Source organism: Streptomyces sp. enrichment culture, from assembly GCF_964272855.1.
Taxonomy (GTDB): Bacteria; Actinomycetota; Actinomycetes; order Streptomycetales; family Streptomycetaceae; genus Streptomyces.
The window spans coordinates 7,982,160-8,003,155 of the sequence record NZ_OZ186847.1; the positions used below are offsets into that span (position 1 = coordinate 7,982,160).

Genomic DNA, 20,996 nt, shown 5'->3' on the forward strand with positions numbered 1-20,996 from the left:
ACCACGATCCCTGCATCTCCTGCGCCGCCCACTTCCTCGACCTGACCGTGGAGTGCCCATGAGCGGCCGGGTCGTGGTGATCGGTGTGGGCAACCCCCTGCGCGGTGACGACGGGGCCGGGCCGGCAGTGGTCGAGGAACTACGGGGACGCGTTCCCGAGGGCACCGTCCTGGTGGCCAGTGACGGTGAGCCCGCGCGCATGCTCGACCTCTGGCGCGGCGCGGACACGGCGGTCGTCGTGGAAGCCCTCCGAGGCCGGCCGAGCCGTCCGGGCGAGCTGCACACCCTGACAGCGGCGGAAGCGGCCGGTATCTCACGGGGTACGGCGAGCACGCATGCCTTCGGCCTGCGAAGGTGCCTGGCCCTGGCGCAAGCCCTGGACCAGCTGCTGCAACGGTTCGTGGTGCATGCCATGGAGGTGGCCGACGTCCGACTCGGTACGGGTCTGAGCGAAGCGGTGCGGTCGGCCCTGCCCGCGTTGACCGACCGCGCCGCCGCCTCCGTACGACAGGCTTACGAACGGGATCACGGGCCGTAGGGGGCGAAGGTCGCACGGCGCGGGCCGAAGCGCCTCTCGCAACTCCTGGGGCGCGGTGCAACGGTGAAGGTCATGTCATGCGCTGCACGGCGTGACAGCCCATGAGTGACAGCCCCAGCTCGGACGGGCTGGGCGTCACGGCCGCTCGTTCTGAATGCCGATCTCCGCCCAGATCGACTTCCCTCCGGCCAGGTGGCGGGTACCCCAACGCTCGGTGAACTGGGCGACGAGCAGCAGGCCACGCCCGCCTTCGTCGAAGATGCGGGCTCGCCGCATGTGCGGGGCGGTGCTGCTTCCGTCGGAGACCTCGCAGATGAGAACGGTGTCGCGGATCAGGCGCAGCTGAATGGGAGGGCCGCCATAGCGGATCGCGTTGGTAACCAGTTCGCTCACCACCAGCTCGGCGGTGAAGGCGACTTCGTGCAGCCCCCAGTCCGCGAGGCGACGGGAGACCTTGTCACGGGCGCCGCCCACGGCGGCAGGGTCGGGAGGCAGATCCCAGGTGGCAACCTGGCCTGTGTCGAGGGCTCGGGTGCGCGCGATGAGCAGTGCGACGTCGTCCGACGGCTGAGCGGGGAGGAGGCTCTGGATCAGGTCGTCGGCGATGGCCGCCAGCGAGCGAGCGGGCCGTTCCAGGCGCTGGCGCAGCAGCGCCAAGCCCTTGCCGAGGTCGTGTTCGGGGACCTCGACGAGGCCGTCCGTGTACAGCACCAGGAGGCTGCCTGGGGACACTTCCCATTCGACCGCTTCGAAAGGCAGCCCGCCCACTCCCAGCGGAGGGCCGACTGGAAGATCGATGAACTCCGCCGCGCAGTCGGGCCTTACCACGGCGGGCGGAGGGTGGCCTGCACCAGCTGCGGTGCAGCGGCGCGAGACCGGGTCGTAGACCAGATACAGACATGTGGCGATGAGATCGGTGACGATCTCCAGCTCGTCATCTATGGCGGTGTCCTCCTCCGTCCTGAGGTGGGTGACCAGGTCGTCGAGGTGGACGAGGAGCTCCTCGGGGGGTAGGTCGACGTCCGCCAGAGTGCGCACTGCGGTCCGCAGCCGTCCCATTGTGGCGGAGGCGCGCAGACCGTGGCCCACAACGTCTCCGACGACCAGGGCGACCCGTGCGCCCGACAGTGGGATCACATCGAACCAGTCGCCTCCCAGCCCGGCCCGGGAAAGGGCCGGGATGTAGCGGTGGGCCACCTCAACCGCCTCCTGGGCGGCGAGCCGCTGGGGCAGCAAGCTCCGTTGCAGGGCCAGGGCGGTAGTCCGCTCGCGAGTGAAGCGGCGGGCGTTGTCCACGGCCACGGCAGCGCGTGCGGCAATCTCTTCAGCGAGGAGCAGATCGTTCTCGTCGAAGGGCTCCAGGCACCGGTGGCGGACGAGTACGGCCACCCCAAGGGTGATGCCGCGGGCGCACAGCGGGATGACCATGATCGAATGCATTCCGAAGGCGCGGACCTTCGCAGCGCGCTCGGGGTCGGACACCTGCCAGCTCTCGATGGCTTCGTCCAGGGTACGGTGCAGCGACGGCCGTCCCGTGGCCAGGCAGCGGGCGGGGGGCGAGGATTTCGGGTAGTTGTCCACCTCTCCCGGCTGGATCACCGACTCGGGGATGCCGGGGAGCACGGACTGCTGCGCGGCGCGGCGCAGGGCGACGGAACCCTCGGCGGAAGGCATGGGCTCGACGCCGCGGAACAGGGAATCCAGCAGGTCGATGCTGATGAAGTCGGCGAGCCGGCCCACCGCCACGTCGGCCATCTCCTGGGCCGTGCGCGTCACGTCGAGGGTGCTGCCCATCTGTGCGCTGACGTCATTCAGCAGGAGGAGCCGCTCTCGGGCCCAGTGCTGCTCGGTGACGTCGAGCGCGATGAGCTGCACGTGTCGCACCCGTCCTGCGGGGTTCCTCAGGGGGGACACGGATACGGCCCAGAACCTTTCGTCGGCTTCCTGCCGCGGCTGGCCGTGCACCTGAAACCGCTCGGGTTCTCCCGTCTCGAAGACCCGGCGCATGCCCTCTTCGACCGTGCTGCAGATGTGGGGAGGCAGGATGTCGGTGACACGCCGACCGCGCATCTGCTCCTCCGTCAGGCCCAGTTCGCGGGCCGCGCCGGCACTCCCCCGCAGGGCCCGCAACTTGGCGTCGTAAATCATCATAGGCAGGTGGCACTGCGCGAAGGCTTCCTCTGTCGTCGCCTCGTCCTTATGTGGACGTGGCGCCTGATGCAGACATGGCTGTTGTGACCGTGTGGCCATGATGAGCCACTGTGCGTTGCCTTCGCGGTCGAGTGACGCATACGCCTGCAGCTCGGCTTCCATGTGGTGGCCGTCCTGGTGCCGCAGCACGGTCGTCCCGCGCCGCCCCTCGAGAAGTGCGGAGAAGTCGCCCGTGGCGTCGGAGCCCCAGAGCAGACGCGCCGCGGGACGTCCTACAGCTTCTGCGTACGGGTACCCGAGCAACCGCTGGGCACTGGCACTCCACCCTGTCACGTTCCCCCGGGCGTCGATGACCGCCGTGGCCAAGGTGGCCGAATCCGGAAGCTGACCGAAGCTGTTCTCGAGAGGCGTGGCATTCTCCATGTCCATTCCTCACCCATCCTGCCCCGGGCTCTCAAGTCCCGGGGAGTCGCAACGGAGGCCGCGGGGCAGCTGAACGTCGGATCCCATCGCCTCGGCTCCTTTCCTCACTCTCACTCTCATCTCTCCTTGCACGCAAACGCAGGTCGCAGTGCCTTGCCTGATTCGACTGTGGTCACAGCCTGCCTGGGGCAGCCATATCCGGTCCGCAGTTCGCCTGCTTGGCGCCATCGCCGACTTCACCATCCATCTGGGCCTGTCCACCGGCCGCCTGCGCAACTCCGCCCCGCGCCTTGAAGACCGGCCTGAACACGGGCGCCGTCGGCATCCTGCTCTTCCAGCTGTGGGACATCCTCGGCACCGCTTGGGAACCGATCGACGCTGCACTGAGAGACCACCGCTGGGGCACCGGGCCGAGCCCCGGCCTGGTGCTCGCCGTCGGTCTGACCGTCGGCCTTGCCGGCCTGGTCTACTACGACCGATGGGCAGCCCACCGTCAGGCTCCCGCCGCAGCCTCACCCCAGGGGCCGGGTGCCGCTGCCGCGACCGAACTGATCCCCGGGACCCGCTCCCAGGCCGCCGACCTGGCCCTCATGATTGCCGGCACAACTTCGCCGAGGGCCTCATCGGCCACTCCGCCGTCAGGAGGGAGATCTCCCTCGCCGTGCTGCTGGTCATCGGATTCGGCCGCACAACGCCACCGAGGGTTTCGGCATTGTCGCCCCGATCGCGGTCGAGAACGCCCGCCCTTCCTGGGGCACCCTCGCCCTGCTCGGCCTCATCGGCGGCGGCCCCACCTTCGCCGGCACCCTGGTCGGCCAGCGCATGGTCAACGACACCCTCAGCATCGCTTTCCTCGGCCTGGCCGCCGGCTCCATCCTGTACGTGATCATCGAATTGCTGGCCGTCGCCCGCCGGGCCGCCATGAAGGCGCTCACCGCTTGGACGCCCCTGCTCGGTGTGCTGCTCGGCTTCGCCACCGATGCCGTGGTCACCGCAGCCGGCGTATGACCGTCACGCACCACGTAGCTGTCAGACGGCGGTGAGTGCGGCGACGGCCCAGACCACAGTGGCGAGACCGTAGGCGCTGGCGATGGCTCCGGATAGCAGCCAGGCGATTGTGTCCCACTAGGACGCCCCACCAATGAAGTGCGTCCGCATCTGGAGCCGGTTGCGATCAGGCCCTGGGGCGGGGATGCGCGGCACGGGCATGTGGGTCGCCGATCGCCTGCTTGTAGAGGCGGTGGGCCCATACCTGCAGACCGAGCGACGCCTCGATGTACTCGCGTGCGGCGGCCACACCTTCACCGGCATGTTCTTTGAGGACCATGGCGTGTACGTGCCGTGCATCCACCTGCTCACGGACTATCCCGCACAGCAGTTGGGTCAGCTCGTCCGAGGAGCCGGCATCGAGAGCGCGTTCGGCAGCCGGGATCACCGGCCCGACGTCCAGCCCGGCCGGCTTCAATCCTGTGAAGGGCGCGCCTTCCCCGGCACGGTGCACGCGGACAACCGTCTCGAAGAACCAGCGGTCGGCCACTTCCTCGGCCGTCTGGCCGAGCGCCCGCGCCTCGACAGCGAGGCCGAATGCCTCGCGCACTTCCTGCTCCCCCTCCTCAGAGACGTAGGGGAGGACGTAATTGACATCTCCCTTCTGGAAGGCCACACGTGCAGCCTTAACAACGGGACCGTCGAGGGAGTCACAATGCGGTGGCATGACCGGTCACCTCTTCCGAGTCTCACCCCCTCCAGCATCACACCCGAGCCGGAGCGCGGGCAGCGTGATCATGATGTGCCTACCGTCGGCGCGGACTGGGTGCCCGGCTGGATGCTGAACCACTGGCTGCAACTGGCCCTGATCACGCCGGTGATGTTCTACACCGGGTGGCCGATCCACGTGACGGGCTGGCTGACCCTGCGCCACCGGGCCGCCGACATGAACTCCCTGATCACCCTCGGCACCAGCGCCGCCTACGGCTACAGCCTGCTGGTCACCCTCGCCCCCGGCCTGCTGCCCGAGGACGTACGGGAGGTCTACTTCGAGGCCGTCGGCGTGATCCTGACCCTGATCCTGCTCGGGCGGCTGCTGGAGGCCCGTGCGAAGGCCGGCACCGGCGAGGCCATCCGTGCCCTGCTGGGCCTGCAGGCCCGCACCGCCCGCGTCGTACGGAACGGCACCGAGAGAGAAATTCCCGTCGAGGACGTCGTGGTCGGCGACGAGGTCGTCATCCGGCCGGGCGAGAAGATCCCCGTCGACGCCGAAGTACTCTCCGGCTCCTCCGCAGTCGACGAGTCCATGGTCACCGGCGAACCGATGCCCGTCACCAAACACACCGGCGACACGGTCATCGGCGCCACCGTCAACGGCACCGGCTCCCTGCGGGTGAGGGCGGCCAAGGTCGGCGCCGACACGATGCTGGTCCAGATTATCCGCCTGGTGCAGCAGGCCCAGGCATCCAAGGCCCCCATCCAGGTGCTGGCCGACGCCGTCTCCGCGTACTTCGTGCCCGCGGTCATCGCCGTCGCGATCGGCACCTTCGCCCTCTGGTTCACCGTCGGGCCGTCGCCCGCGCTGATTCTACTGACGTACACGCGGTCGAGCGGCGGCAGCCCCGATGAGCAGCCCGGCTTCCAGGCCGGCGGCGTGGCCATCGCCTACGGCGCGTGGTGGGCCGTCGGGAGAAGCATCGACCGCCGCCGTCTTTCCCGGTGGACTCGCGAGTGGGAACGCGTGGAGCCCGGCTGGGTGACGCGCTACGGCCGCTGACGGCAGGATCGTCCGTCATGCCGCCGGAGGCCCTTCTCTGGCGGCGTGGCGATGTGTCCCGTGGAGAACCGGGGTGGATCGGGCGGCCAGGCGTGCGCACATGTCGAAGAAGAGGTGGGACGCATGGGCATGCATGCAATCGAGCCGAAGGTGGTGGTCGGCGTCGACGGGTCGCCGTCCTCGTACGAGGCCCTGCGCTGGGCCGTGCGTTACGCGGGCATGGTCGGCGGCACCGTGCACGCGGTCGCGGTGTGGGAGCTGCCGGGCCTGTACGGCTGGTCGGCGCCCGCAGTGGACATGGACGTCGACGAGGACGGGACCCGGCAGCGGATGCGGAAGGAGCTGACGGACGTGCTCGGCGCGGAGGCGGCCGGCTCGGTCCGGACCCATGTGGTGCACGGCAACCCCGCCGACGTCCTGCTGCGGGCCGCCGAAGATGCCGAGGTCCTGGTCGTGGGCAGCAGAGGCAGGGGCGGGTTCGCGCGCGCCCTGCTCGGCTCCGTCAGCCAGCACGTGTCGCAGCATGCGAACCGTCCGGTCGTCATCGTGCGCTCCGAGAAGAAATGACCCGAGGCCCGGGTAAGCAGTGATCGGGGCCCCGGTCCGGTGCGGGGTCCCCACTACTGGAAGGCCGCGTGGATCTCCTGCTCGGTCGCCTCGTGCGACATGAGCAGGAACTCGTCGCCCGGTAGCAGCCGCACCTCGGGGCCGGGAACCGTGGGCCGGCCGTCGCGGACGACGGTGCCGGCCGGCAGGGCGATCTCGCCCAGGGCGCGCCCAGCGGCCCGGGACCGTTCCGTGATCGCGGTCTCGATGACCTCGACGCCCGCCTTGCTCAGCCGCAGCAGCGCCTCCGTGTCCGTGGCACCGGTGGCCTCCTCGATAAGGGAGATCAGCGGGGTGGCGGCGGGCACGGCCACGTCCACGCCCCACTGCTGGTCGAAGAGCCAGGCGTTCTCCTCCTCGTTGACGCGAGCGGCCACCCGCCCCACTCCGAACTGACGCTTGGCCAGCAGACTGATGACGAGGTTGTCCTCGTCGCGGCCGGTCACGGCGATGACCAGGTCGCAGGCGAGGGCTCCCGCGTGCTCCAGGAGCGCCGGCTCGCAGGCGTCCCCGGCCACGACGCGCACGTGAGGCATGTCGCCGAGTTCGGCCACCCGGTCGTCGTCGTACTCGACGAGAGTGACCTCGTTGCGAGCGACGGACAGCACCTGGGCGATCTGGGTACCGAGCCGGCCCGCACCGGCGATCAGGATCTTCACGTTCCCAGCTCCTTGTCGAGAAAGCCGCTCAGCCGGCCCAGCGCCGTGGCGGCGACGCTGAAGGTGACCAGGTCACCGGGCTCGGCCAGGACACCATGGGCGGGGAGCAGTGAGCGACCGGCACGGGTGATCTCCACGACGCGGATCTCGCCGTCGACGTCGAACTCGGTGGCCTGTCGTCCAGTGCAGATCACGCTGGTCGAGCCCAGTGCCTCCACCGCGAGCAGTTGCTTGACCAGCACGTGCCGACGGGCCATGCGGCGGACCCCGATCGCCAGCGAGACGGAGAGCGTGGCCGGCAGCCCCTCCGGGACCAGGGCGACCATCACACCGAGCGAGAAGACGAACGTGTCGACGAACGGCTGCCCGCTCGGCACGCGCACCGCGAACAGGACGGCGCCGGTCGCGAGCGCGACGCCCGCGACCCTGCGGGCCATGAGGGCCACCTGCCGTTGCAGCGGGGTCTGCTGCCGCGGCGCGGCGGCGGCCAGTCGAAAGATCCGCCCGAACTCGGTGGCCGTGCCCGTGGCGAACACGACGGCTCTGCCCGTGCCCGAGACCAGATCGGTGCCCATGAACAGGCAGTTACGAGCCTGCAGCGGAGGCCCTGACGGTGCGGGTTCGGCAACGTGGGCGACGGGATCGCTCTCGCCGGTGAGCGCTGCGTTGTTGGCGGCGGCTTCCTGCGCCTCGATCAGTCGGCAGTCGGCAGGCACTGCGTCCCCGGCCTCAAGGATCACCACATCGCCCGGCACCAGATCCCGCGCGGACAGCTCGCGCCGCTCTCCGTCGCGCAGCACGCGGCAGGTGTGCGGCACCATCGCCTGAAGGGACTCGGCCGTGCGTTCGGCCGAGTACTCCTGCGCGAAACCGATGCCGGCCTTCAGCAGCACCACGCCGAGGATTGCCAGGGCCAGTTGGAAGGTGGCTGGATCCCGGGGCTGCCCCAGCCAGTACGCGAGAAACGTGACCGCCGAGGAGACGAGCAGGACCACCGCGAAGAGGTCGGTGAACTGCGCGACAAGCCGACGCCACACCTGGCCTCGGCTTACGCTGGGCAGCTCGTTGGGGCCGTAGCGGTTCCTGCGCACGGTTGTCTCGGCCTCAGTCAAACCGCGGAGTGAGCTTCCCAGGGCGGCGATGACGTCCGGCACCGGCAGAGCGGAGACGGACGAACTGGAGGCATCTCGTTGGTCCGGGGGCAGCGCTGTCGTGACGCCCGTCGGCGGTCCGACCTCGCGGAGAACGACCGTCCCCTGCCGAGCCGATTCAGGGCTCATGCGGGGCTCCCGTCTCCGAAGGCGGGCCGGGCGGCTCCTGCAGGACGCTCCAGGCGACCGGTCCCAGCAGGTCGCCGGGCCGCCGGAGAAGTTCTGCAGTCACGGGGGGTTCCCTACGTGCCGGACCTGGGTTTCACCCTGGTGTCGGGACGGCGATGACAGGGCAGGTGGCGTGGTGCAACACGCCTTGGCTGACCGAGCCCAGCAGCATGCCGGTGAAGCCTCCACGGCCGCGGGTTCCCACCGCCAGGCCCAGCGCATGCGCCGAGGCATCGGTGAGGACTTTGACGGGATGCCCGAGGACCACTTCGTGACGCAGGTCGACCCCGGTGAAGCGGGCCTGGCGGCCTGCCACGATCTCGGAGAGCAAGCGCCGGCACTCCCGCTGCGGCTCGTACTCGTCGAAGATCCGGAGCGGTCCGGGCTCCCGGACGAGCAGGGCCCGCAGCTCGGCGCCGTGCAGCGCCGCCTCCTCGAACGCCACGTCGACCGCGGCACCGGAGTGTTCGCTGCCGTCGACGCCTACGACGAAGTAGGCCGGCTCCTGGGTGACGTGTTCCGGCTCGGGGACGACCACCACGGGGCAGTGCGATCAGAGCGAATGTGCTATGTGGCGGGCGATCTCGTCGCTGGTCTGGTGGATCAAGTGGCACCGGGCCGAGCATCGCTACGTGGTGAACCGATCTTGCTCGCTGTGCGCAGGGGCAATGCGCGCCGTGCGAGATGGATGACTACCCTTTCGAGTGAATGATCCATTGGCGATCTGGCAGGTATTGATCGCCGAGCGGTGCCTCATGCGTGCGGTGGTGCCCTGGGTACTGAGGGCGCCGTGAGCCGGGAGCCACCGGCGTGTACCAATGTGCCAAGAAGGCTCGGTAGCCGACGCAGCGCGATGCCGCCGCTGGTTGGCAAAAGACCAGGTCAGCGGAGACAAGAGGTGACAACCAATGGCTGTGGTCACAGGGGCGTCTCGCCGATCAGGCCGGGCTCGCGGCGCCTGGCACCGCGCCTCGCCGCGTTGTCGTCGGTCCCCGATTCCCCCAAGCTCTCGGCTCCGCTCGAGCAGGGGGCCCCATCGCATCGGCTCCCTCCTCCGCCTTGCGACGCACGGCACCAGGCGCCGCTCCCTGATCCGGCCTGATCGACGAGACACCCCCTAGCCTCCGGGCCTCACCCGCGGACGCACCCCCGACGCGTACCGGCGCGCGGAGCGCGGTGACGGCGCGTGGCGCAGTCGGCGTACGCCTGCCTGCCCCCGTGCGCCCATACGCCGTACGGCAGTCCGGCCCCGGCATCCGCCGCCGGCACCCGGCGACCGTGCCCCACGGGCACCGTCCCGCACGCCGTTCCCGCACGTCCACGGCGGCGACCGCCGCCCAAACGCATCCTTCGGGCGATGGCGGGGCGCGGTGGGGGCGCACTCCCGGCACCGTACAAAGTCGGCCCATAGCCCGTCATACTGGACCCGGCCAGGGGAGGGCGCGGACCACCGACGGGGGCGACGGCGAGCGATGGGGGAGACGAGACTGATCCAGGGCCGCTACCGGCTGCTGGATCTGATCGGGCGCGGCGGCATGGGCGAGGTGTGGCGGGCGCGCGACGAGTCGCTGGGGCGGCAGGTCGCCGTGAAGTGCCTCAAGCCGCTCCGCGAGCAGCACGACCAGTCGTTCACCCGGGTGCTGCGCGAGCGGTTCCGGCGGGAGGCGAGAGCCGCCGCGGCCCTCCAGCACCGCGGGATCACCGTCGTGCACGACTTCGGGGAGTCCGACGGGGTGCTCTTCCTCGTCATGGAGCTGCTTCAGGGCCGCGACCTCAGCCGGCTCCTGGAGGACAACAAGCACCACCCGCTCCCCGTCGACGACGTCGTCGAGATCGCCGACCAGGTGTCCGCGGCCCTCTCCTACACCCACCAGCAGGGCATCGTGCACCGCGATCTGAAGCCCGCGAACATCGTGCGGCTCACCGACGGCACGGTGAAGATCTGCGACTTCGGCATCGCCCGCCTCGGCCACGACATCGGCTTCACGTCCCGGCTGACCGGCACCGGCATCCCGATGGGCACCCCGCACTACATGTCACCGGAACAGATCGGCGGGGACGGCGTCGACCAGCGCAGCGACCTCTACTCGCTGGGCTGCGTGCTGTACGAGATCGCCACCGGCGTACCGCCGTTCGACCTCGACGACGCCTGGGCGATCCTCGTCGGGCACCGGGACACACCCCCGCCGCCCCCGCGCGGCCACCGGCCCGAACTGCCCGCCTACCTGGAGCGGATCATCCTCGACCTGCTCGCCAAGCAGCCCGAGGAACGGCCCGGCGACGCCCGGGAGGTGGGGCGGCGGATCAGCGCGGCCCGGGAGACCCCGTCGTACGTGACGACCGTCCTGGCGCCCCGGCCGGCACCGTACGCCGGGACCACCGCGGCGTCCGCCGAGCCGCGGCTGCCGGACTGGACCCGCGGCATGACCACCGGCCACAAGGCGGCCGGCACCGGGCCGCGCGGCACACCCCCGGACGCCGGGGCCGGGCTCTCCGGCCGCTGGACCGCGCGGCCCGTCACCGGCCAGGTCCCCGACCGCGCGCCGCGAGAGCGGCCGGTGCCGCCGCCCGCGGTGCTCGCCACCCTCGCCTCACGTCACAACGCGGGCCTCAGCCTGGGCCGGCTCGGCCGCTGGGCGGAGGCGGGCGAGGTGCACCGGACGGTCACCGCCGAACGCGAGCACCTGCTCGGACCCGAACACCCGGACACCCTCGACAGCCGCCACCAGGTCGCCTTCGCCCTCAGCCGCACCGGCCGCGCCGCCGACGCGCTGCGCGAGTACACCCACGTGGCCCGGGTGCGGACCCGGCTGCTCGGCACCGACCACCCGGACACCCTCGCCGCCCGGCAGGAGATGGCCTACGTGCTCGGCCAGTTGGGGCGTCCGCTGGACGCCGACCGGGTGTACCGGGCGGTGCTCGCGGTCCGCGAGCGCACCATGGGCCCCGACCACCCCGACACCCTGCGCTGCCGCCACAACCTCGCCTTCAACCTCGGCAGGCTGGGCCGGCTGGAGGACTCCTACCGGATGGCCTGCGAGGTCGCCGGGGACCGCGCCCGGGTGCTCGGACCGGAGCACCCCGACACCCTGGTCACCCGGTACGAGGTCGCCTACGCCCTGGGCCAGCTGGGCCGCTGGCCGGAGGCGCTGACCGTCTACCGCGAGGTCACCGAGGCCCGCACCCGGGCACTCGGCCCCGACCACCCCGACACCCTCGCCGCCCGCTACGAGGTCGGCATCAGCCTCGGCCGGCTCGGCCGCAGCGCGGACGCCCTGCGGCTCTACCGCGCCCTCGTCGAGGACCGCGTCCGCGTGCACGGCCCCGCCCACCCCGAGACCCTGCGCGCCCGCCACGGCCTCGGCGTCAACCTCGGCCGCCTCGGCCGCTGGGAGGAGGCCCTGACAGAGGCCCGCGACGTGTGCGCGATCCGCGAGCGCGTCCTCGGCCCCGAGCACCCGGACACCCTGGTCAGCCGCCGCGAGGTCGCGGTCGGCCTCGGCTGGCTCGGCCGCTGGCAGGACGCCCTCGCCGAGTACCGAACCGTCGCCGCCGTCCGCGAGCGCGTCCTCGGCCCCGACCACCCCGACACCCTCACCAGCCGCAACGACGAGGCCCACTGCCTGGAACAGCTCGGCCGCGGCCCGGAGGCGGTGGAGCTGTACCGCCGAGCGGCCGAACTGCGCGGGCAGGGCGTCTGAGGCGGGGACGGCGCAGAGCCCGCGGCGGGACCCTGGCGGCGGCGGATCACCCGTGTTACCAAGAACCATGCCCGCACCCGCGCCGCAGCGCGCCTACGACGCCGTCATCGTCGGCGGTGGTCACAACGGCCTGGTCGCCGCCGCCTACCTGGCCCGCGCCGGACGCTCGGTCCTGGTGCTGGAACGCCTCGGCCACACCGGGGGCGCCGCCGTCTCCACCCGCCCCTTCGCCGGCGTCGACGCCCGTCTGTCCCGCTACTCGTACCTGGTCAGCCTGCTGCCCAGGAAGATCGTCCGGGACCTCGACCTGGACTTCCGGGTACGCACCCGCACCGTCTCCTCGTACACCCCGGTCGAACGCGGCGGACGCCCCACCGGCCTGCTCGTCGGCGGCGGCGAGCGGCGCACCCGGGAGGCGTTCGCCCGGCTGACCGGCGACGACCGGGAGTACGCGGCCTGGCAGCGCTTCCACGGCATGACCGGGCGGGTCGCCGAGCGGGTGTTCCCCACCCTGACCGAACCGCTGCCCAGCCGGGCGGAGCTGCGCCGCCGCGTCGACGACGAGGACGCCTGGCGGATGCTCTTCGAGGAGCCCATCGGCCGGGCCATCGAGGACAACTTCGCGGACGACCTGGTGCGCGGCGTGGTCCTCACCGACGCGCTGATCGGCACCTTCGCCGACGCCCACGACCCCGCCCTGGCCCAGAACCGCTGCTTCCTGTACCACGTGATCGGCGGCGGCACCGGCGCCTGGGACGTCCCGGTCGGCGGCATGGGCGCCCTGACCGACGCGCTGGCGGCCACGGCCCGTGCGGCCGGCGCCGTCCTGGCCACCGGGCACGAGGCGGTGCGCATCGCCACCGACGGCCGGACCGCCGAGGTCACCTACCGCACCGCCGACGGCGAGGGCGTCGCGGCCGCCCGGCACGTCCTGGTGAACGCCGCGCCGCGCGAGCTGGCCACCCTCACCGGCGACGCCCCGCCCGAACCCGCCGAGGGCGCCCAGCTCAAGGTCAACATGCTGCTGAAGCGGCTGCCCAGGCTCCGCGACCCCGACGTCGACCCGCGCGAGGCGTTCGCCGGCACCTTCCACATCGCGGAGGGCTACCGGCAACTGGCCGCCGCGCACGCCCAGGCCGCCGCCGGCGAACTGCCCGCCGCGCCGCCCTCCGAGATCTACTGCCACTCGCTGACCGACCCGACGATCCTCGCCCCCGCCCTCGCCGAGCAGGGCTACCAGACGCTCACCCTGTTCGGCCTGCACACCCCCGCCCGGCTCTTCGCCCGCGACCACGACACCGTCCGCGACGAACTGCTGAAACTCACCCTCGCCCAGCTCGACGCCCACCTCGCCGAACCGCTCGCCGACTGCCTCGCCGAGGACGCCGACGGCCGCCCCTGCATCGAGGCGAAGACCCCGCTGGACCTGGAGCGCGACCTCGGGCTGCCCGGCGGCAACATCTTCCACCGCGCCCTGTCCTGGCCCCACGCCCAGGACGGCACCGGCCGCTGGGGCGTCGAGACCCGGCACCCCAACGTCCTGCTGTGCGGCGCGGGCGCGGTGCGCGGCGGCGGAGTCAGCGGAGTGCCCGGCCACAACGCCGCGATGGCCGTGCTGGAGGGCGAGACGCCCTCCGGTTGATGCCGCTCGCCGCGCGCGCGATGCTCGTACACATGGTGACGGCGCCGCGCGATGACGTGCGAGCGGCCACGGCCGGTGACGCGCTGGCGGTGGTCGATGCGCGAGGGATCGTCACGGGGTGGACGGACGGTGCCCGCGTCCTCACGGGCTACGCCCCCGAGGAGGTCACCGGACGCCGCGCCGCCGACCTCGTCGACGGCGACCCCGGCACCGCCCGGCACCGGCTGACCGGCACCGGCACCGCCGTAGTGCCGCTCCGGCACAAGGACGGCCGCCGGCTGGACCTGACCCTGCGGGCCTCTCCGCTGGCCGGCGCCGAGGGGCGGCCCCAGGGGTGGGTGATCAGCACCGCCACGGACGCCCGGGGCGGACTGCTGTGCGAGCTGGCGTTCCGGCAGGCCTCCGTGCCGATGTCCGTCTTCGACACCGAACAGCGCTGTCTGCGCATGAACGGTGAGGCGTACCGGGTGATGGGCCGGCCGGAGGACGAGTTCCGGCACCGCCACCCGGAGACCGCGGCGGACACCGAGCACGGCTACGGCTTCCTGCACCACCTCGGACAGGTCGCGGAGACCGGGCGGCCCGCCCGGTACGAGAGCTGGACCCGCTCCCCGTCCGGGCGGCGCACACACGCCTGGAACATGGAGATGTGGCCGGTGCGTGAGGCGTCCGGGGAGCTGATCGGCACCGCGCTCGCCGCGTTCGACAGCAGCGAGCAGCACTGGGCGCGGCAGCGGCTGGCGATGTTGAACGAGGCCGCCGTCGGCGTCGGCTCCAAGCTCGACGTCGTGCACACCGCCCGGGAACTGGCCGAACTGGTGGTGCCCCGGCTCGCCGACTTCGCCAGCGTGGACCTGCTGGACTCGGTCATCGAGGGCGAGGAACCCGTGGTGGGCCTGTCCGACGGCGATCTGACGCTGCGCCGGGTCGCCCACCACTCCCTCACGCCGGGCGTGCCGGAGGCCATGATCCACCTCGGCGCCGACGACGCCTACCCGCCCCAGTCACCACCGGCCCGCGCCCTCGCCACCGGCGAGCCCGTGCTCACCCGCACCGGGGACCCCGGCCTGGACCGCTGGCTGGACCGGCACGACGCCCGCGCGGCGGCCCTGCGCGCGTCCGGCACCCGTGAACTGTCCCTGATGGCCGTCCCGCTGGCGGTGCACGGCACCACACTCGGCGTCGCCGTCCTAGTCCGCCGGCTCAGCCCGGAACACCCCGACCCGTTCGACCACGACGACCTCTCCCTGGCCACGGAGCTGGCCGGCCGCGCCGCCGTCTGCGTCGACCACGCCCGCCGCTACACCCGGGAACGTGCCACCGCGCTCGGCCTGCAACGCAGCCTGCTGCCGCAGGCGGTGGCCGGACAGGCGGCGGTGGAGTGCGCCTCCCGCTATCTGCCGGCGATCTCCCAGGCGGGCGTGGGCGGCGACTGGTTCGACGTCATCCCGCTGTCCGGCACCCGGGTGGCGCTGGTCGTCGGGGACGTCGTCGGCCACGGCATCCACGCCTCGGTGACCATGGGACGGCTCCGCACGGCGGTGTGGACGCTCGCCGACGTTGACCTGCCGCCGGACGAACTCCTCACCCATCTCGACGACCTGGTCGGCCATCTCGCGGGCGACGGGCAGCGGGCACCCGGAGAGATCGCGGCGACCTGCCTGTACACGGTGTACGACCCGGTGACCCGGCGCTGCACGATGGCCGCCGCCGGCCATCCGCCGCCCGTCGTGCGCCTGCCCGACGGTACCGTCGAGGTGGTCGGCATGACCGCCGGGCCGATGCTCGGCGTCGGCGGGCTGCCGTTCGAGGCCACGGAACGGGAGCTGCCCGAGGGCGCCGTGCTGGCCCTCTACACGGACGGGCTGATCGAGGGCCGCGACCAGGACGTGGACGCGGGCACCGCCGCCCTGTGTGCCGCGCTCGCGGAACCCGCCGACACGATCGACCTGCTGTGCGACCGCGTCCTCGTGTCGCTGCTCCCCGACACCCCCGTCGACGACGTGGCCCTGCTGATCGCCCGCACCCGGGCCCTGGACGCCGACCGGGTGGCCGTGTGGGACCTGCCCGCCGACCCCGCGGTGGTCGCCACCGCCCGGCAGGAGGCGACCGAACAGCTTGAGCGGTGGGGGCTGGAGGAGTCCGCGTTCGTCACCGAGCTGGTGGTCAGCGAACTGGTCACCAACGCCATCCGGTACGGCGGCGCCCCCATCCAGCTCCGCCTGATCCGCGACCAGGCCGCCCTGATCTGCGAGGTCTCCGACGCCAGCAGCACCTCCCCGCATCTGCGCCGGGCCCGCACCTTCGACGAGGGCGGCCGCGGACTGCTCCTCGTCGCCCAGCTCACCCAGCGCTGGGGCACCCGGCCGAGCGGTACCGGGAAGACCATCTGGGCCGAACAGGCGCTCCCTGCAGAAGGTTCGTCCGCGTCTCCCGGCCAGCTGATCTGACGAATCGTCAGGCAATGCCTTCCGTCCTCCGGAGGACTCCGGCATCCTGCGCCCATGCAGACGGAGCTGAGCAAGACCCTGGGATCGAGCACGCCGTCTTCGGCTTCACGCTCTGCTCGCCCAGTCGCGGGCCGTCAGGGAGGCGTACGACGTGTCGTCCATGCGGCGCGATCTTCGACGACGACGGCAACCGGCTTCCGCCCGGTCGGCTCGGCACCGTCTACATGAGGATGAGCACCGGCGGTTTCGCCTACCACAAGGACGCCGGCAAGACCCGGAGGAACCGCATCGGCGACTACTTCACCGTCGGCGACCTCGGCCGGCTCGACGAGGAAAGCTATCTCTTCCTCCGCGACCGCAAGATCGACCTGATCATCTGCGGCGGGGTCAACATCTACCCGGCCGAGATCGAGTCCGTCCTGCTCGCCCACCCCGCCGTCGCCGACGCCGCCGTGTTCGGCGTCCCGCACGACGACTGGGGCGAGGCGGTGAAGGCGGTCGTCGAACCGGTGCCCGGCCGCCGGCCGGGGCCCGCCCTCGCCGCCGCCCTCCTCGACCACTGCGCCGAACACCTGGCCGGCTACAAGCGGCCGAGGAGCGTCGACTTCGTCACCGAGCTGCCCCGCGACCCCAACGGCAAGCTCTACAAGCGGTGGCTGCGGGACCCCTACTGGGCGGGCCGGACGCGTCCGGTGTGACGCGCCCGGCGACGGCTCAGCGCTCCCGCACCCGGACCACCCGCAGCGCGGGCGAGGACAGGATGTCCTTCTCGCAGAACCGCGACGTCACCCACCGCTCGCCGGAGAACAGCCGGGTCTGGTCGGCGAGATGCGGCGAGTCGGGGTCCGAGGACTGCGAGTACGTCAGCAGGGTCCGGGCCACCGGGCACCGGCCGCCGTCCCAGCCCACCGCCTGGATGTAGCTGGACCCCGTGGTCACCTGCGTGTAGCCCCCGCGCGCCGGGTCCCACACCGGTTCGATCTTGTTCCACACGCCGAGGGACTCGGTGCCGCCGGGCACCGCGATGCGCTCACCGCCGCGCACCACGAACTGGTCCTCGCCGAGCGGCGCGTCGAGCGCGATGCCCGCCGCGCGCAGCTCGGCGACCGCGTCCGCGAGGGCCGTGGCGAAGCCCGGCGCCGCCGTGTTCAGGGTGTGCGGTGTACGGACCGGGTCGGCCGCGGAGAACGGCACCTTCCACAGCTGCGCCGCCGGCACCGACGCCGTCAGCTTCCGCCAGAACCGGTCGAAGAGCAGCGCGCCCCGGCTGCCGGTGTCCACGGTGCGGTCCCAGGCCGCGAGCACTTCACAGGCCTCCGTCACGTCGACCGGCGTGCCCTTGCCGCTCGTCGCCGTGCCGCCGGGCAGGGCGGCGCAGGCCTTCGCCGCGTCGGCCGCCGCCAGGTCGCCGGCCGGGACCCGGTTGGCGAACTGCTGCCGCTGGAGGTCCCGTACGGTCAGCTCACCCCGCTCGGCCATCGCCGCCACGTCCTCGAGCGCCCCGCGGGTCCGCATCGAACGCTGGGTGCCGACGTTGCCGAAGATCCGCTCGTACCCGGTCAGCGGCCGGTCCGCGTTGGCAAGCCACGCGCTGTCGTTGGAGTTCTCCGCGTACGGCGCGTCCTCCAGCGTCGGCATCCGCGCGGGCCCGAACACGCCCTCCTGCACGGCGTCGGCGTCCCGGCCGAGGGCGCAGTCGCCGCGCGCACCGTCCAGCACGGCCACTCCCGACGCTGGGTAGGTGGCCTTGCCGAGCGGGGTGGAGCAGCGCTGGGCCAGGTCGTCGGTGATGCGCGGAAGGACCTGCGACTGGGTGAACAGGGTGTGTCCCGCCGAGTCGGCGGCGACGGTGTTCACCCACGGCAGGCCCTGGGTGCGGCGCAGCGCGTCGAGGACGTCGTCCGTGCCGCGGGCGGTGGAGAAGCCGAGCGCGGTGTCGGAGGCGCGCAGGTTGGCGGCGTTCGGATCGTTCAGCGCGTAAGCCGTCGTGGCGGTCCACGGCAGCGGCAGACCGGCGCCGAGCGAGGTGACGACCGGGCCGTAGCGGGTCCACCACTGGGTGCGGCTGACGGGCGCGCCGCCCTTCACGGCGACGGTGACGGTACGTTTCGTCATCCGGTGCCGCTCGCCGTCGACGACGTAGACCGTCGGGTCCGCCGGGTCCAGGGTCAGCTGGTGCAGGCTGAGGGGCACGCCGGTCGCCACGGTGTGGCTCCACGCCACGTGCGCGTTGTGGCCTATGGAGACCGTCGCCGCGCCGAGCAGTGAGCCGCCCGCCACGTTCAGCCGGCCGGGGATGGTCTGCTGCGACTGCCAGAACCGGCGGCCGCCCTGCCACGGGTAGTGCGGGTTGCCCAGCAGCAGCCCCCGCCCGTTCGCGGTGGTCGCGCCGCCGAACGCGACGGCGTTGGAGCCCATGTCCGAGTCGTGCGCCGCGAACAGCTCACGGGCGGCACGGGCGGTGTCCTCGGGGTCCGGTGCCGTCGAGGCGGCGGACGCCGTGGGCGGCCGCGCGGCCGTGATGCCGTCGACCGCCCGGCCCTGGCCGCCGAGCACGGCCAGCGCGTACCCGCGCGACGCCACGTCCAGCGTCGTCACCGGCCGTACCCAGGCGGCGCCCGCGCACGCCGGGTCGGTGATCCGGTTCTGGCGCAACCAGGCGTTGTACCCGGCGGCGTAACCTCGCATCAGGTCCTTCGCCGACCGGCTAGGGCCCGCCGGCGCGCGCTCGGCGAGCAGCTTCTCCACCGTGCCCGCCTCCCGCACCCCGCGGAAGAAGAGGTCGCCGGCGAGGTTGGTGCCCGCCGAGGACAGCGCGGCGTCGGACGGGGCGTCCGGCCCGAAGAACCTGGACCGCTCGCCGCGCACGGTCACGAAGCCGTCGGCGAGGACGCAGACCTGGTCGGCGGCCTGCGCCCAGCCGGTGCCGAAACCCAGGCCGGCGTAATCGCGCGCGGTGATGTGCGGGATGCCGTACTCGGTGTAGCGGATGACCGCGGACAGACCGCCGTGCGAGGGACGGTCCTCGCGGCCGTGCCGCTCGGCGGCGGCCGCGGGCAGCGTGGCGGCGGCGGTGAGCAGGGCGACGGCCGTGACGGCGAGCCGTCTCCAGCGGATGCGCATGGTGCCTCCCAACATCATTGGGGGAAGGGGCGGTTGAGCGTACCAACGGGTATGTGTTTGGTGCACCGGTGTGGTGAGGCGTCTTGACCGGCGCCTCCCGCGGACCGAGGATCGGGAGCCATGACCCCCGGACACGGCAGCACGGTCGACGGGGTGCTGCGGCGCAGCGCCCGCCGCACCCCGGCACGCGTCGCGGTCGAGTACCGCGATCGGCGCTGGACCTACGAGGAGCTGGACGACGCCGTCTCCCGCGCCGCGAGCGCGCTGCTCGACCGCGGCCTCGCCCCCGGCGACCGCGTCGGCGCCTACGGCCACAACTCCGACGCCTACCTCATCGGCTTCCTCGCCTGCGCCCGCGCCGGCCTGGTGCACGTGCCCGTCAACCAGAACCTCACCGGCGACGACCTCGCGTACCTCGTCCGCCAGTCCGGCAGCTCCCTGGTCCTCACCGACCCCGACCTCGCGCAGCGGCTGCCCGCCGGCACCCCCGCGCTGCCGCTGCGGGACGCCGACGGCTCACTGCTCGACCTGCTGACCACGACAGCGCCGTACGACGGCCCCGAGGCGGCCGGTGAGGACCTGGTGCAGCTGCTCTACACCTCGGGCACCACCGCGCTCCCGAAGGGCGCGATGATGACCCACCGGGCGCTGGTGCACGAGTACCTGAGCGCCATCACCGCCCTCGACCTGAGCGCCGGGGACCGGCCGGCGCACGCGCTGCCGCTGTACCACTCCGCGCAGATGCACGTGTTCCTGCTGCCGTACCTGGCGGTCGGCGCGACGAACATCGTCCTCGACGCGCCCGACGGCGACCGGCTCTTCGACCTGGTCGAGGCCGGCCGCGTGGACAGCCTGTTCGCCCCGCCCACCGTGTGGATCGGCCTCGCTAGCCGCCCCGACTTCGCCACGCGCGACCTGAGCGGCCTGCGCAAGGCGTACTACGGGGCGTCGATCATGCCGGTGCCCGTACTGGAACGCCTGCGCGCCCGGCTGCCCGGGCTCGCCTTCTACAACTGCTTCGGACAGAGCGAGATCGGCCCCCTGGCCACCGTGCTCGGCCCCGACGAACACGAGGGACGCCTGGACTCCTGCGGCCGGCCGGTGCTCTTCGTCGACGCGCGCGTGGTCGACGAGGACGGCAAGGACGTGCCCGACGGCAGGCCCGGTGAGATCGTCTACCGCTCCCCGCAGCTGTGCGAGGGCTACTGGGAGAAGCCCGAGGAGACCGCCGACGCCTTCCGCGACGGCTGGTTCCACTCCGGGGACCTCGCGGTTCGCGACGCGGACGGCTACTTCACCATCGTCGACCGGGTCAAGGACGTCATCAACTCCGGTGGCGTCCTGGTCGCCTCACGCCAGGTCGAGGACGCCCTCTACGCCCACGAGGGGGTCGCCGAGGCCGCCGTCGTCGGCCTGCCGGACGACAAGTGGATCGAGGCGATCACCGCTTTCGTCGTCCGGCGCGACGAGGTCACCGAGGCGGAGCTGATCACCCACGCCCGCGAACGGCTGACGTCCTTCAAGGCGCCGAAACGGATCGTCTTCGTCGACACCCTGCCCCGCAACGCCAGCGGCAAGATCCTCAAGCGCGAACTGCGGGACCGCTTCGGCGGCGAGTGA

The 20,996-nt window shown here is 72.3% G+C and carries 14 protein-coding genes and 1 pseudogene; 9 read left to right on the forward strand and 6 right to left on the reverse strand.

Annotated elements, in window-relative coordinates; translation table 11 throughout:
* Nucleotides 1-58: 58 nt before the first annotated feature.
* Nucleotides 59-538, forward strand: a complete 480-nt coding sequence (locus ACSU6L_RS35605; protein WP_437063666.1) for a hydrogenase maturation protease — start codon at nucleotides 59-61, stop codon at nucleotides 536-538.
* A gap of 135 nt (nucleotides 539-673) precedes the next feature.
* Here ACSU6L_RS35605 and ACSU6L_RS35610 read toward each other — a convergent pair whose 3' ends face one another.
* Nucleotides 674-3,118: a SpoIIE family protein phosphatase gene (locus tag ACSU6L_RS35610; RefSeq protein ID WP_437063668.1), complete on the reverse strand. Its 2,445-nt coding sequence runs from the start codon at nucleotides 3,116-3,118 to the stop codon at nucleotides 674-676.
* Nucleotides 3,119-3,934: 816 nt separating this feature from the next.
* Here ACSU6L_RS35610 and ACSU6L_RS35615 point away from each other — a divergent pair.
* Nucleotides 3,935-4,120: a hypothetical protein gene (locus tag ACSU6L_RS35615; protein WP_437063670.1), complete on the forward strand. Its 186-nt coding sequence runs from the start codon at nucleotides 3,935-3,937 to the stop codon at nucleotides 4,118-4,120.
* Nucleotides 4,121-4,286: 166 nt separating this feature from the next.
* Here ACSU6L_RS35615 and ACSU6L_RS35620 read toward each other — a convergent pair whose 3' ends face one another.
* The gene (locus tag ACSU6L_RS35620; RefSeq protein ID WP_437063672.1) at nucleotides 4,287-4,826 is read right to left on the reverse strand and encodes a DUF6448 family protein; all 540 of its coding nucleotides are present in this window, start codon (nucleotides 4,824-4,826) and stop codon (nucleotides 4,287-4,289) included.
* A 75-nt stretch (nucleotides 4,827-4,901) separates the two neighbouring features.
* Between ACSU6L_RS35620 and ACSU6L_RS35625 the strand changes: the two genes are divergently transcribed.
* On the forward strand, nucleotides 4,902-5,876 hold the full coding sequence (locus tag ACSU6L_RS35625) for an HAD-IC family P-type ATPase (protein ID WP_437063673.1): 975 nt from the start codon (nucleotides 4,902-4,904) through the stop codon (nucleotides 5,874-5,876).
* 123 nt (nucleotides 5,877-5,999) lie between these two features.
* Entirely contained in the window at nucleotides 6,000-6,443 is a 444-nt protein-coding gene (locus ACSU6L_RS35630; RefSeq protein WP_437063675.1) for a universal stress protein, read from the forward strand.
* A gap of 53 nt (nucleotides 6,444-6,496) precedes the next feature.
* Here ACSU6L_RS35630 and ACSU6L_RS35635 read toward each other — a convergent pair whose 3' ends face one another.
* The 3 genes from ACSU6L_RS35635 to ACSU6L_RS35645 form a co-directional block, all read right to left on the reverse strand.
* Nucleotides 6,497-7,141, reverse strand: coding sequence for a potassium channel family protein (locus ACSU6L_RS35635; RefSeq protein WP_437063677.1), 645 nt, complete (start codon nucleotides 7,139-7,141; stop codon nucleotides 6,497-6,499).
* On the reverse strand, nucleotides 7,138-8,295 hold the full coding sequence (locus ACSU6L_RS35640; RefSeq protein WP_437063679.1) for a cation-transporting P-type ATPase: 1,158 nt from the start codon (nucleotides 8,293-8,295) through the stop codon (nucleotides 7,138-7,140). The genes ACSU6L_RS35635 and ACSU6L_RS35640 overlap by 4 nt, the downstream gene beginning before the upstream one ends.
* Before the next feature lie 259 nt (nucleotides 8,296-8,554).
* Complete coding sequence (locus ACSU6L_RS35645) at nucleotides 8,555-9,001, reverse strand: universal stress protein (protein ID WP_437063681.1); 447 nt, start codon at nucleotides 8,999-9,001, stop codon at nucleotides 8,555-8,557.
* A 931-nt stretch (nucleotides 9,002-9,932) separates the two neighbouring features.
* Here ACSU6L_RS35645 and ACSU6L_RS35650 point away from each other — a divergent pair.
* The 4 genes and pseudogenes from ACSU6L_RS35650 to ACSU6L_RS35665 all read left to right on the forward strand — a co-directional run.
* Nucleotides 9,933-12,161: a tetratricopeptide repeat protein gene (locus tag ACSU6L_RS35650; RefSeq protein ID WP_437063683.1), complete on the forward strand. Its 2,229-nt coding sequence runs from the start codon at nucleotides 9,933-9,935 to the stop codon at nucleotides 12,159-12,161.
* A 67-nt stretch (nucleotides 12,162-12,228) separates the two neighbouring features.
* Nucleotides 12,229-13,803 carry a phytoene desaturase family protein gene (locus tag ACSU6L_RS35655; protein WP_437063685.1) on the forward strand — a complete coding sequence of 525 codons (1,575 nt, stop codon included), beginning with the start codon at nucleotides 12,229-12,231 and terminating at the stop codon, nucleotides 13,801-13,803.
* 32 nt (nucleotides 13,804-13,835) lie between these two features.
* Nucleotides 13,836-16,253, forward strand: coding sequence for a SpoIIE family protein phosphatase (locus ACSU6L_RS35660; protein WP_437063687.1), 2,418 nt, complete (start codon nucleotides 13,836-13,838; stop codon nucleotides 16,251-16,253).
* A 167-nt stretch (nucleotides 16,254-16,420) separates the two neighbouring features.
* Nucleotides 16,421-16,951: pseudogene (locus tag ACSU6L_RS35665) on the forward strand (AMP-binding enzyme); the annotation flags it as partial.
* Between the two features lie 16 nt (nucleotides 16,952-16,967).
* Here the strand turns inward: ACSU6L_RS35665 and ACSU6L_RS35670 are convergent.
* On the reverse strand, nucleotides 16,968-19,376 hold the full coding sequence (locus tag ACSU6L_RS35670) for a penicillin acylase family protein (RefSeq protein ID WP_437063689.1): 2,409 nt from the start codon (nucleotides 19,374-19,376) through the stop codon (nucleotides 16,968-16,970).
* A 120-nt stretch (nucleotides 19,377-19,496) separates the two neighbouring features.
* Between ACSU6L_RS35670 and ACSU6L_RS35675 the strand changes: the two genes are divergently transcribed.
* Nucleotides 19,497-20,996: an acyl-CoA synthetase gene (locus tag ACSU6L_RS35675; protein WP_437063691.1), complete on the forward strand. Its 1,500-nt coding sequence runs from the start codon at nucleotides 19,497-19,499 to the stop codon at nucleotides 20,994-20,996.

Bases quoted from the DNA above. Each gene is read 5' to 3' on its own strand.
- ACSU6L_RS35605 (WP_437063666.1), top strand. From the start codon at position 59: ATGAGCGGCCGGGTCGTGGTGATCGGTGTGGGCAACCCCCTGCGCGGT.
- ACSU6L_RS35610 (WP_437063668.1), bottom strand. From the start codon at position 3,118: ATGGACATGGAGAATGCCACGCCTCTCGAGAACAGCTTCGGTCAGCTT.
- ACSU6L_RS35615 (WP_437063670.1), top strand. From the start codon at position 3,935: ATGGTCAACGACACCCTCAGCATCGCTTTCCTCGGCCTGGCCGCCGGC.
- ACSU6L_RS35620 (WP_437063672.1), bottom strand. From the start codon at position 4,826: ATGCCACCGCATTGTGACTCCCTCGACGGTCCCGTTGTTAAGGCTGCA.
- ACSU6L_RS35630 (WP_437063675.1), top strand. From the start codon at position 6,000: ATGGGCATGCATGCAATCGAGCCGAAGGTGGTGGTCGGCGTCGACGGG.
- ACSU6L_RS35650 (WP_437063683.1), top strand. From the start codon at position 9,933: ATGGGGGAGACGAGACTGATCCAGGGCCGCTACCGGCTGCTGGATCTG.
- ACSU6L_RS35655 (WP_437063685.1), top strand. From the start codon at position 12,229: ATGCCCGCACCCGCGCCGCAGCGCGCCTACGACGCCGTCATCGTCGGC.
- ACSU6L_RS35660 (WP_437063687.1), top strand. From the start codon at position 13,836: ATGGTGACGGCGCCGCGCGATGACGTGCGAGCGGCCACGGCCGGTGAC.
- ACSU6L_RS35670 (WP_437063689.1), bottom strand. From the start codon at position 19,376: ATGCGCATCCGCTGGAGACGGCTCGCCGTCACGGCCGTCGCCCTGCTC.
- ACSU6L_RS35675 (WP_437063691.1), top strand. From the start codon at position 19,497: ATGACCCCCGGACACGGCAGCACGGTCGACGGGGTGCTGCGGCGCAGC.